General features: G+C 60.4%; 11 protein-coding genes. 8 read left to right on the plus strand and 3 right to left on the minus strand.

What is annotated here, in order from left to right; translation table 11 throughout:
• Nucleotides 1-220: 220 nt before the first annotated feature.
• Both trmA and BVH74_RS08425 read right to left on the minus strand, forming a co-directional pair.
• Nucleotides 221-1,306 (minus strand): tRNA (uridine(54)-C5)-methyltransferase TrmA, encoded by a 1,086-nt coding sequence (gene trmA / locus BVH74_RS08420; RefSeq protein WP_080049623.1) that lies wholly within the window; start codon nt 1,304-1,306, stop codon nt 221-223.
• A complete protein-coding gene (locus BVH74_RS08425) occupies nt 1,306-2,598 on the minus strand; it encodes an NCS2 family permease (RefSeq protein WP_080049624.1) in 1,293 nt (430 codons plus the stop codon). The genes trmA and BVH74_RS08425 overlap by 1 nt, the downstream gene beginning before the upstream one ends.
• A 122-nt stretch (nt 2,599-2,720) precedes the next feature.
• Here BVH74_RS08425 and bamJ point away from each other — a divergent pair, with 122 nt between their 5' ends.
• Nucleotides 2,721-3,335: a BamJ family beta-barrel-assembly machinery protein gene (gene bamJ, locus BVH74_RS08430; protein ID WP_080049625.1), complete on the plus strand. Its 615-nt coding sequence runs from the start codon at nt 2,721-2,723 to the stop codon at nt 3,333-3,335.
• 167 nt (nt 3,336-3,502) lie between these two features.
• Here bamJ and BVH74_RS08435 read toward each other — a convergent pair whose 3' ends face one another.
• Entirely contained in the window at nt 3,503-4,471 is a 969-nt protein-coding gene (locus BVH74_RS08435) for a polyprenyl synthetase family protein (RefSeq protein WP_080049626.1), read from the minus strand.
• A 285-nt stretch (nt 4,472-4,756) separates the two neighbouring features.
• On the opposite strand from BVH74_RS08435, the gene rplU reads away from it, so the two are divergent.
• The 7 genes from rplU to ribF all read left to right on the plus strand — a co-directional run bounded on the left by rplU (nt 4,757) and on the right by ribF (nt 11,130).
• On the plus strand, nt 4,757-5,068 hold the full coding sequence (rplU, locus tag BVH74_RS08440; protein ID WP_080049627.1) for a 50S ribosomal protein L21: 312 nt from the start codon (nt 4,757-4,759) through the stop codon (nt 5,066-5,068).
• A gap of 21 nt (nt 5,069-5,089) precedes the next feature.
• Nucleotides 5,090-5,347 carry a 50S ribosomal protein L27 gene (gene rpmA, locus BVH74_RS08445; RefSeq protein WP_080049628.1) on the plus strand — a complete coding sequence of 86 codons (258 nt, stop codon included), beginning with the start codon at nt 5,090-5,092 and terminating at the stop codon, nt 5,345-5,347.
• 122 nt (nt 5,348-5,469) lie between these two features.
• Complete coding sequence (cgtA, locus tag BVH74_RS08450) at nt 5,470-6,678, plus strand: Obg family GTPase CgtA (RefSeq protein WP_080049629.1); 1,209 nt, start codon at nt 5,470-5,472, stop codon at nt 6,676-6,678.
• An 84-nt stretch (nt 6,679-6,762) separates the two neighbouring features.
• Entirely contained in the window at nt 6,763-7,881 is a 1,119-nt protein-coding gene (gene proB / locus BVH74_RS08455) for a glutamate 5-kinase (RefSeq protein WP_080049630.1), read from the plus strand.
• Nucleotides 7,882-7,975: 94 nt separating this feature from the next.
• Entirely contained in the window at nt 7,976-8,248 is a 273-nt protein-coding gene (gene rpsT, locus BVH74_RS08460) for a 30S ribosomal protein S20 (protein WP_080049631.1), read from the plus strand.
• A 102-nt stretch (nt 8,249-8,350) separates the two neighbouring features.
• Entirely contained in the window at nt 8,351-9,919 is a 1,569-nt protein-coding gene (gene murJ / locus BVH74_RS08465; protein WP_080049632.1) for a murein biosynthesis integral membrane protein MurJ, read from the plus strand.
• A gap of 284 nt (nt 9,920-10,203) precedes the next feature.
• Complete coding sequence (gene ribF, locus BVH74_RS08470) at nt 10,204-11,130, plus strand: bifunctional riboflavin kinase/FAD synthetase (protein WP_080049633.1); 927 nt, start codon at nt 10,204-10,206, stop codon at nt 11,128-11,130.
• Nucleotides 11,131-11,136: the final 6 nt, after the last annotated feature.

Raw genomic sequence — 11,136 nt, forward strand, 5'->3', positions numbered from 1 at the left:
GGCGTCATTGCGAGTAGCAGGGGGCGGCCAGCCGCCGACGTGGCAATCCAGAGGTTTTGGCGTAGCCCCCTGGGTTGCCACGGGCCTATGGCCCTCGCAATGACGGGTTGGGGGGAGTGGCGGAGTGGGGTATTGCTGCGGGCCTTCGGCCCTCGCAAATGACGGATTGGGGTGGAATGAGGCTGGTCTGGCCAGCCTCATGGCATGGTTAACCAGCCGGTCAGCGCCGTTCCAGCAATACCCCGGCTTCCATGTGATGGGTATAGGGGAACTGGTCGAACAGGGCGCAGCGGGTGATCTGGTGCGTGCTGTTCAACTGCGTCAGGTTGGCGGCCAGGGTTTCCGGGTTGCAGGAGATGTAGAGGATGCGTGGATAGCCACGGACCAGCTCCAAGGTCGCAGGGTCCAGGCCGGCGCGTGGCGGGTCGACGAATATGGTGTCGAACTCGAAACCGGCCAGATCAATACCCTGCAGCCTGCGGAATTCGCGTACGCCGGTCAGAGCCTGGGTGACTTCCTCGCTGGCCAGACGCACCAGGGTGACATTCTCGACTCCGTTCATGCGCAGATTTTCCTGAGCGGCATGCACTGAGCGCTTGGCCAGTTCTGTGGCCAGTACCCGGCGGAAGCGGGTCGACAGCGGCAGGGTGAAATTGCCGTTGCCGCAATACAGTTCCAACAGGTCGCGCTCGCTGTGTCCGGCCGCACTCAGCGCCCAGCTCAGCATCTTCTGGTTAACCTCGCCATTGGGCTGGGTGAAACCGCCTTCGACCTGCTGGTAATGCCAGGAGCGCTCGTCGACTGTCAGGGTTTCGGTGATGTAGTCCTGGGCCAGGACCCGCTTGCGGCCTCGGCTGCGGCCGATCAACTGAATGTCGAGTGCCTCGGCCAGTCCTCGGGCCGCCTGATCCCAGCTCTCGTCGATCGGCCGGTGGTAGCACAGGGTGACCAGTGCCTGGCCTGATAGCGTAGTGAGAAACTCGACCTGGAACAGCTTGCGGCCCAACTCTGGATTGGCCTTGCAGGCATCCAGCAAGGGACCCATCAGCGCATTGATGCGTCGGCTGGCAATCGGCAACTGTTCCAGCAGAACCGGCGCGCGCTTGTCGCCCTGCTCGAACATCGCATAGTGCGGCACGCCCTGCTCATACCACAGACGGAACTCGGCGCGCAGGCGGAAGTGTTCGGGCGGTGAGGCGAACAGCTCCGGTTCCGGGGCGCCGAAGGGGGCGAGCAAGTCGACCAGCCGCTGGCGCTTGTCCGCCAGTTGCTGGTCGTAGTTGTGCGGATTGAATTCCAGACCCATCAGTGGAAGATCGCCAGTTTGATGATGAACAGTCCGGCCAGAATATACAGGCTGGGGTTGAGGTCACGCCAGCGCCCGGCCAGCAGCTTGATTACCGTCCAACTGATGAAACCCAGGGCGATGCCATGCGCGATCGAGAAGGTCAGTGGCATGGAGATGGCGGTAATCACGACCGGCGCGGCGACGGTCAGATCTTCCCAGTCGATCTGGACCAGGCCACCGGTCATCAGTACTGCAACGAACAGCAGGGCCGGCGCAGTTGCGTAGTCAGGCACAGTGCCGGCCAGCGGCGAAAAGAACAGGCACAGCAGAAACAGCAGGGCAACCACGCAGGCAGTCAGGCCGGTACGGCCACCGGCGCTGGTGCCGGCCGCTGATTCAACATAGCTGGTGGTGGTCGAAGTACCCAGGGCGGCACCGGCCATAGTTGCGGTACTGTCGGCCATCAGGGCACGGCCCAGACGCGGCAGCTTGCCGTCCTTGTCAACCAGATTGGCCCGTTGCGCGACCCCGATCAGGGTGCCGGAAGTGTCGAACAGGTCAACGAACAGGAAGGCGAAGATCACGCTGATCATCCCGACTTCCAGCGCGCCAAGGATATCCAGCTCCATGAAGGTCGGTTTCAGGCTCGGCGGTGCCGAGACCACGCCAGTGAACGAGGTCAGGCCAGCCAGCAAGCTGATGCCGGTCACCACCAGAATGCCGATCATGACCGCACCAGTAACCTTGCGATAGGCCAGGGCGACGATCAGGGCAAAACCCAGTGCGGCCAGAACCGGTGCTGGTTGGCGCATATCGCCCAAGGTTACCAGTGTAACCGGGTGATCGACCACCAGTCCGGCGTTCTTCAGGGCGATCAGCGCTAGGAACAGTCCGATCCCGGCGGCAATCGCCGAGCGCAGCGCCAGCGGAATGCTGTTGATGATCCACTCACGGACCTTGAAGATGCTCAGCAGGAAAAACAGAAAACCGGAAATGAAGACCGCCCCCAGGGCAACTTCCCAGCTATAGCCCATCGAGCCGACCACGGTATAGCTGAACATCGCGTTCAGCCCCATGCCGGGGGCGAGGGCAATCGGGTAGTTGGCCCACAGGCCCATGATCAATGTGCCAATAGCGGCTGCCAGACAGGTGGCGACAAAGGCCGCTCCAGGATCGATACCAGCGTCGCTCATCATCGTCGGATTGACGAAGATGATGTAGGCCATGGTCAGGAAGGTGGTCAGGCCGGCAATGACTTCGGTGCGAACGGTCGTGCCGTGGGCTTTAAGTTGGAAGAGCTTTTCCAGCATGGAGGTATCCCAAGGTGTAAGGGCTGAAAAAGCGCCCGATTCTACCTTAATCAAGACACTTTTAGTGAATTTCTCCTGTCGTTGTGTCAGGCTTTACGGCCATTTTCTTGCGGAGAACCGCCATGACCCTGAGTTTTGACAACGACGCCCAGCGCGTCAGCTATGGTATCGGTCGCCAGATGGGCGATCAGCTGGCTGGCAGCAATATCCCTGATCTGAGCATTGATGCTGTGGTTGCCGGTCTGCGCGATGCCTTTGCTGGTCAGCCGAGCCAAGTTGAGGAAGCTGCGCTGCAGGCTGCCTTCCAGGCATTGCAGGAAAAGATGCAGGCAGTAGCCGAGCAGGCCGCTCAGGCTGCGCGTCAGGCGGGCGTGGACTATCTGGCGGACAACGCCAAGCGTGAAGGTGTCGTAACCCTGCCGTCAGGTCTGCAGTATGAGGTTGTCAGCGAAGGTACTGGCGCCACCCCAACTGCCAGCTCGACTGTGCAGACTCACTACGAAGGCACTCTGATCAGCGGCGAGGTGTTCGATAGCTCCTACAAGCGCGGCCAGCCCGCCGAATTCCCGGTTGGTGGCGTAATTGCCGGCTGGACCGAGGCGCTGCAACTGATGAAGGAAGGCGCCAAGTGGCGGCTGTATATTCCTTCGGAGCTGGCCTACGGCGCCCGCGCCGCCGGCAGCATCCCGCCGCACAGCACCCTGGTGTTTGATATTGAGCTGTTGAAAGTACTCTAAGCTGAGGCTGGAGCGACCCATGCGCTTTCCCCGGGTTTCCTGGGAGCCTGGAGCATCTGCTCCAGGATGGGGATGCAGCGGGCTTGCGCTGCGGGAGCGGATGCTCCCGCCTCCCAGGGGGGGGTATTGGGAGTTGAGGTCCAGGAGGCTATCTGCCCTCTGAGCTATTAGAAGCTGCGATCAATCGAGAAGCGCGCCAGTTGTTCCAGTGAATCGCGGTAGGTTGAAGCCGGTAGTGTCTGCAGCAATTCAACCGCCTCATCAACCTGGCTGCGCGCCAGATTCAGAGTGTAGTCCAGCGCTCCGCAATCCCTGACCGCCTGCTGGATCGGCGTGATGTCTTCCAGGCCGCCTTTCTGGATGGCCTGGCGCACCAGTTGAGCCTGCTCGGCAGTGCCTTCGCGCATGGTGTAGATCAAAGGCAGTGTTGGCTTGCCTTCGGCCAGATCGTCTCCGACATTCTTGCCCATGGACTCGGCGTCGCCGGTATAGTCGAGCACGTCATCGACCAGCTGGAAAGCAATCCCCAGAGCATTGCCGTACTGGCGCAAGGCTTCGGTCTGCGTCTGGCTGGCACCGGCCAGCAATCCGGCACAATGGGTCGAGGCCTCGAACAGCATGGCGGTCTTGCTGCGGATCACTTCCATATAGGTCGCTTCGTCAGTACTGGCGTCGCGGACCTTGGACAGTTGCAGCACTTCGCCCTCGGCGATCACGTTGGTGGCATTGGCCAAAGTACGCATGATGGCCATGTCGCCCAGTTCGACCATCATTTCGAAGGCGCGGGAATAAAGGAAGTCGCCTACCAGTACACTCGGCGCGTTGCCCCAAAGGGCGTTGGCGGTCGAGCGACCGCGGCGCAGATCCGACGTGTCGACCACGTCGTCATGTAACAGAGTGGCGGTATGCAGGAACTCGATAATCGCCGCCAGGCTGTGTTGGCGCGAGTCGCTAAGGCCGCAAGCCCGAGCACCGAGCAGGACTACCAGTGGGCGCAGTCGCTTGCCGCCGGCACCGATAATGTAGTGACCAATTTTTTCGACCAGCGGAACCCGGGAGTGGAGCTGGCGCATGATGAGCTGGTTTACCGCCTCGAAGTCATCCTTCACGGCAGAATAAAAAGGCAGGGTAGTCATTGACCGTACACTTTCCTGAAGATTGGCGGCATGCTAGGTGGCGGGGCTGTTGGTGTCAAGGAAACCCACCACCGCTGCGGGATGCGGCCTGACGGGCTGGGTGCTGTTTGGGCTTGCGCAGGCGTTGCTCTTTGCGTAGAATCCACGCCCTCGAAAACCCGATTCACAGCATCCCTGTTTTGACAATGGCAAGCTCGGGCCCGATAGGCGGGTTCACTTGCAGCCATGCCGGCCACTAACCATTATTCCCAAGCGCCGGGTGAGCAGGATTACGGAGAAAGCAACATGTACGCAGTGATTGTTACCGGTGGCAAGCAGTACAAAGTCGCCGAAGGCGAATACCTGAAGGTCGAGAAGCTGGAAGCCGAAACCGGCGCCAGCATCGAGTTCGACCGCGTTCTGCTGGTTGGCAATGGTGACGACGTCAAGATCGGTGCCCCGGTTGTCGAAGGCGCCAAAGTGACTGCCGAAGTGACCGAGCATGGTCGTGGCGACAAAGTGCGGATCATCAAGTTCCGTCGTCGTAAGCACCACATGAAGCGTCAGGGCCACCGTCAGTGGTACACCGAGATCAAGATTACTGGCATCTCTGCCTAAGCGATTGAGGAGTTAATACTCATGGCACACAAAAAAGCAGGCGGTTCCACGCGTAACGGCCGCGATTCAGAATCCAAACGACTTGGCGTCAAGCTGTACGGCGGCCAGGCTGCTACTGCCGGCAACATCATCGTTCGTCAGCGTGGCACTGAGTTCCACCCCGGCAAGAACGTTGGCATGGGCAAGGATCACACTCTGTTCGCCAAGGCTGACGGCGTGATCAAGTTCGAAGTGAAGGGCAAGTTCGGTCGTCGTTACGTTAATGTCGTAACCGCCTGATCGGCTCTGAACTGAAAAAGCCCTGTCGTAAGACGGGGCTTTTTTGTTTGTTTTGTTCGTGTTGTTTGTGGCTTATTCTTTCCATGTGTTTATAAACCCATCCCGCTCGGGAGGGGAGAGCGATGAAATTTGTCGATGAGGTATCCATCACGGTCAAGGCTGGTGATGGCGGCAACGGATGCATGAGCTTCCGTCGCGAAAAATTCATTCCCAAGGGTGGTCCGGATGGGGGTGATGGCGGTGATGGTGGCTCCATCTACCTGGTGGCCGACCCCAATCTGAACACGTTGGTTGATTACCGTTATACCCGCCGCTTCAACGCGCAGCGTGGTGAGAACGGTCGCGGCAAGGACTGCACCGGCGCCAAGGGCGAAGATATGGAGCTGCCGGTGCCGGTTGGGACTACGGTCATTGATGCGGGTACCCAGGAGATCATTGGTGACCTGACCGAAGCCGGTCAGCGCCTGCTGGTGGCTCAGGGTGGCTGGCATGGGCTGGGCAACACCCGCTTCAAATCGAGTGTCAACCGTGCCCCGCGTCAGACTACTCAGGGTAGTCTGGGGGAGTTGCGTGACCTTAAGCTGGAGCTGAAAGTGCTGGCTGATGTTGGGCTGCTGGGTTTGCCCAATGCGGGCAAGAGCACGCTGATTCGGGCGGTGTCTGCCGCCAAGCCGAAAGTCGCCGACTACCCGTTCACCACTATGGTGCCGAATCTGGGTGTAGTAGATGTTGGGCGGCTGCGCAGCTTTGTGATTGCCGATATTCCCGGGGTGATCGAGGGCGCGGCTGAGGGTGCGGGGCTGGGAACGCGGTTCCTCAAGCATCTGTCACGTACCCGGTTGTTGTTGCATCTGGTCGATATGGCGCCCCTGGATCAAAGCGACCCGGTTGAGGCAGTAGAGACCATTGTGCATGAGTTGGGCAAGTTCAGTCCGTCGTTGCTGTTGCGTGAGCGCTGGTTGGTGCTGAACAAGTGCGACCAGTTGCTGGAAGATGAGCAGCAGGCGATTCTCGATGATGTGGTCGAGCGTCTGGAGTGGGAAGCCCCGGTGTTCGTGATCTCGGCGGCTGATCGTCAGGGTACCGATGAGTTGGCGCAGGCGGCGATGAACTGGCTGGAAGAGCGTGAGCGTCTGATGGCCGAGGATGAGGAGTACGCCGCTGCCATGGCTGATCTGGATCAGGCCATTGAAGATGAGGCGCGTGCCCATATCCAGGCTCTGGATGATCGTCGTGCCCTGCGCAAGCAAGGGCTGCTCAAGGATGAAGATGACGACGACTTTGATGACGACGATGGCGAGGATGGTCCGGAAATCATCTACGTGCGTTGAGAGGGGGAGGCGATAGCCTCCCTCTTGCGTCATGCAATACAATGAGCGCCGGTTTTCCCATTGTCCTCGGTTGATGGAATCAGCATGCGTGAAAAGGTAACCAACGCCCGGCGTTGGGTGGTCAAGATCGGTAGTGCCTTGCTGACCAGTGATGGTCGTGGGCTGGATCGTGCGGCCATGGCGGTATGGGTTGAGCAGTTGGTGGCACTGCGTAAGGCGGGTGCTGAACTGGTGCTGGTGTCATCGGGCGCCGTGGCCGCAGGCATGAGTCGTCTGGGCTGGAGCGAAAGACCCAAAACCATTCATGAAATGCAGGCCGCCGCCGCGATTGGTCAGATGGGATTGGTCCAGGCCTGGGAGTCCAGCTTCCAGGCACACGGTCTGTCGACCGCGCAGGTATTGCTGACCCACGATGATTTGTCGGACCGCAAGCGTTATCTGAATGCGCGCAGCACCTTGCGGGCGTTGCTGGATCTCGGGGTTATCCCGGTGATCAATGAGAACGATACCGTGGTGACCGATGAAATCCGCTTCGGTGACAACGATACCCTGGGAGCGCTGGTCACCAATCTGGTCGAAGGTGATCTGTTGGTGATTCTGACCGACCGGGACGGGTTGTTTACTGCCGACCCGCGCAATAACCCGGATGCCGAACTGGTTACCCAGGCCATGGCCGATGATTCCAAGCTTGACGCCATGGCTGGTGGCAGTGCCGGGGCGTTGGGGCGTGGCGGCATGCTGACCAAGCTGCGTGCAGCGCGACTGGCGGCACGTTCCGGGGCTGGCACGGTGATTGTTGGTGGCAGGATCGAGCGGGTGATTGAGCGGCTGCAGGCCGGGGAGGTGCTGGGCACCCTGCTGCTGCCGGAGAAGGGTATGCTGGCTGCGCGCAAGCAGTGGCTGGCCGGGCACCTGCAGACCCGTGGCCGGTTGCTGATTGATGAAGGTGCGGTCAAGGCATTGACTGCCGGGCGTAGAAGTTTGCTGCCGGTTGGCGTCAAGGCCGTAGAGGGTAATTTCCGCCGCGGCGAAATGGTTGTCTGTGTTGGTCCGGACGGGCGCGAGGTGGCACGCGGGCTGGTCAACTACAGTGCCCAGGATGCCGCCAGAATCATCGGCCAGCCGACCGAGGCGATCTCCCGGATTCTGGGTTATCTGGATGAGCCGGAATTGGTGCACCGGGATAACCTGGTGTTGGTTTAAGGCTGTGTTTCGGGCTTGACATTAGCTAACCCTGACGGCATAGTACGCGACCTTATTTGTACCTAATTCATCTGTTTTTCTGAGGAGCACGACGGTGGCCAACTCACCTCAAGCCAAGAAACGCGCCAAGCAGGCCGAGAAGCGCCGCAGCCACAATGCCAGCCTGCGCTCCATGGTCCGCACCTATATCAAGAACGTGGTCAAGGCCATCGACGCCAAAGATCTCGACAAAGCCAAGGCAGCCTACACCGCTGCTGTGCCGGTCATCGACCGTATGGCTGATAAGGGCATCATCAACAAGAACAAGGCCGCTCGCCACAAGAGCCGCCTGAACGCTCACATCAAGGCCATGGCTGAAGCCGCCTGATCGTGTTCGCTTGTTGTAGAAAAAGCCGGCCTTGAGCCGGCTTTTTTGTGCGTTCTACCCTCTACACAGGCTATCATCGCGGTTTTGCCGGATGAGTCTTCCATGACCGATACCACACCCAATCCCGCTCCCGACGCCAAAGCTCCCGGCTTGCTGCGCTCAGGGTTGGTGGTCAGCTTCATGACCATGTTGTCGCGGGTGCTGGGACTGGTCCGTGATGTGGTGGTGGCCAACTATTTCGGCTCCAAGTCCGAAGCCGACGCCTTCTTCATTGCTTTCAAAATCCCCAACTTCTTGCGGCGGCTGTTCGCTGAGGGCGCTTTTGCCCAGGCGTTTGTGCCGGTGCTGTCGGAGTACCGCACCAAACGCAGCCTGGCTGAGGTCAAGCTGCTGGTCGATAAGGTCGCCGGCACCCTGGGGCTGACGCTGGTGGGGATTACCGCGCTGGGGGTGGCCGGGGCGCCAGTGCTGATCACCCTGTTTGCTCCAGGGTTTCATGGCGACAGCGAAAAACTCGGGCTGGCGACCGATATGCTGCGGATTACCTTCCCCTATCTGCTGCTGATCTCGCTGACCGCGCTGTGCGGCTCTATTCTCAACAGCTACAACCGTTTCGCGGTGCCGGCATTCACCCCGGTGCTGCTGAACCTCAGCATGATTGGCGCCACGCTGTGCCTGACGCCGTACTTCGATCAGCCGATCATGGCGTTGGCCTGGGGTGTGTTCATCGCCGGGGTGCTGCAGTTGCTGTTCCAGTTGCCATTTCTGGCGCAGATCAGGCTGCTGCCGGTGCCGCGTCCGGACCGCAAGCATGAAGGCGTCAAACGGATCATGACGTTGATGATTCCGGCGTTGTTCGGGGTCTCGGTCAGCCAGATCAACCTGATGCTGGATACCGTGCTGGCGTCCTTTCTGCAGACCGGCAGCATTTCCTGGCTGTACTACGCCGACCGGCTGTCCGAGCTGCCGCTGGGGGCCTTCGGCATTGCCGTGGGCACGGTGATTCTGCCGGCGCTGTCGCGTCAGCATGCCGGTGATGACCCCAAGGCCTTTGCCGCAACCCTGGACTGGGCGGTGCGCATGGTGCTGCTGGTCGGGGTGCCGGCGGCACTGGCGCTGCTGCTGTTGGCTGAGCCGTTGATTGCCACGCTGTTCCATTATGGCGCCATGACCGAGCGTGACGTGCTGCAGTCGGCGGCGGCGCTGCGCGCCTATGCGGTGGGGGTGATGACCTTTATGCTGATCAAGGTGTTGGCGCCGGGCTACTTTGCCCGTCAGGACACCAAGACCCCGGTCAAGATCGCGATCATCTGCATGGTTGCCAACATGGTGCTGAACCTGATCCTGATCTGGCCGCTCAAGCACGTCGGCCTGGCGTTGGCCACTTCGTTGTCGGCGCTGCTCAATGCCGGCTTGCTGTGGTGGGGGCTGCGCAAGATTGGGGTATTCCAGGCCCAGCCGGGCTGGCCGGTGTTCGCTGTGCGCCTGTTGTTGGCCTGTTTCGCCATGGGGGCGCTAGTGTTGTGGCTGACTCCGGCGGTTGAGCAATGGCTGGCCTGGGGCTGGCGGCAGAAAGTCTGGCACATGAGCGTGCTGGTTTGCGCCGGAGGCGGGGTCTATATTGCCGCGCTGTTGGCGGCTGGGTTGCGGCTGCGGCATATTCGCCGCTAGGCTCTGTACGAAAAGTGCCTGCGCTCGGTGATGCTGCGTTAAAAACAGCCTCAGAATGCTCATTTACAACACGTAAACTGCGCTTCTTCGGCTGTTTTTGCCTTGCCTGACCTTCGCTCGGCGACTTTTCGTACAGAGCCTAATACCCTCCGCATTTCTGCGCCCCGTTATCGCGTGGGCCACAGGCTCGTGGCGATCCGGGTGTGCCTACGGCGTCGGTAGCGGTTGGAACCCGTAAACCTGTATACTCCCGGGTTTCATTCATCTTCCACGCAACGAGTATTATGGAACTGGTCCGCGGCCTACATAACCTGCGGCCCCGGCATCGGGGCTGTGTGGCAACCATCGGCAATTTCGACGGTGTACATGCCGGGCATCAGACTATTCTCGAGCGCTTGCGCGCGCATTCCCAGCGTCTGGGGCTGCCGGGCTGTGTAGTGATCTTCGAGCCGCAACCACGCGAATTCTTTGCTCCCAAGGCGGCACCGGCACGTATCAGCCGGCTGCGCGACAAACTGGAGCTGCTCGAAGCTCAGGGTGTTGATCGGGTTTTGTGTCTGGCGTTCAACCGGCGGCTGCGTGAGCTCAGTGCCGAGCAGTTCGTTCAGCAGGTGCTGGTCGACGGGCTTGGGGTCCGGCACCTGGAGGTTGGTGACGACTTCCGTTTTGGCTGTGATCGCACTGGCGATTTCGCCTATCTGGAGCAAAGCGGCCAGCGCCACGGTTTTAGCGTGGAAGCGGCCAATACCATTATCGAGGGCGGCGAGCGGATCAGCAGTACCCGTATCCGCGAAGTGCTCGACAGCGGCGACTTTTCCCAGGCCGAGCGTCTGCTGGGTCGTCCATTCAGCATCACTGGCCGTGTTCTGCATGGTCAAAAGCTTGGCCGCCAGCTTGGCGCGCCGACCGCCAACATTCAGCTCAAGCGTCTGCGTGCGCCTCTCAACGGGGTGTACCGGGTCAGCACCGTGCTGGATGGGGTGTTGCTCAAAGGGGTGGCCAATATTGGCACCCGCCCTACGGTCGAGGGTGATGGCCGCCCGCACCTGGAAGTCCATCTGTTCGACTTCTCCGGCGACCTGTACGGTCGCACCCTGACCGTGATGTTTCATGAAAAACTGCGCGACGAACAACGGTTTGACTCGTTGGACGCATTGCAGGCGGCGATCAAGGCTGATTTTGCCGCAGCCAGGGCCCGATGGGGCTTGTAACCGATA

Origin of the sequence: Halopseudomonas phragmitis (assembly GCF_002056295.1) — a bacterium.
GTDB lineage: Bacteria > Pseudomonadota > Gammaproteobacteria > Pseudomonadales > Pseudomonadaceae > Halopseudomonas > Halopseudomonas phragmitis.

What these genes read in the sequence shown, in the direction of transcription:
- trmA (WP_080049623.1), bottom strand. Translation starts at nt 1,306, where the DNA reads ATGGGTCTGGAATTCAATCCGCACAACTACGACCAGCAACTGGCGGAC.
- murJ (WP_080049632.1), top strand. Translation starts at nt 8,351, where the DNA reads ATGACCGATACCACACCCAATCCCGCTCCCGACGCCAAAGCTCCCGGC.
- BVH74_RS08425 (WP_080049624.1), bottom strand. Translation starts at nt 2,598, where the DNA reads ATGCTGGAAAAGCTCTTCCAACTTAAAGCCCACGGCACGACCGTTCGC.
- BVH74_RS08435 (WP_080049626.1), bottom strand. Translation starts at nt 4,471, where the DNA reads ATGACTACCCTGCCTTTTTATTCTGCCGTGAAGGATGACTTCGAGGCG.
- proB (WP_080049630.1), top strand. Translation starts at nt 6,763, where the DNA reads ATGCGTGAAAAGGTAACCAACGCCCGGCGTTGGGTGGTCAAGATCGGT.
- cgtA (WP_080049629.1), top strand. Translation starts at nt 5,470, where the DNA reads ATGAAATTTGTCGATGAGGTATCCATCACGGTCAAGGCTGGTGATGGC.
- bamJ (WP_080049625.1), top strand. Translation starts at nt 2,721, where the DNA reads ATGACCCTGAGTTTTGACAACGACGCCCAGCGCGTCAGCTATGGTATC.
- rplU (WP_080049627.1), top strand. Translation starts at nt 4,757, where the DNA reads ATGTACGCAGTGATTGTTACCGGTGGCAAGCAGTACAAAGTCGCCGAA.
- rpmA (WP_080049628.1), top strand. Translation starts at nt 5,090, where the DNA reads ATGGCACACAAAAAAGCAGGCGGTTCCACGCGTAACGGCCGCGATTCA.
- ribF (WP_080049633.1), top strand. Translation starts at nt 10,204, where the DNA reads ATGGAACTGGTCCGCGGCCTACATAACCTGCGGCCCCGGCATCGGGGC.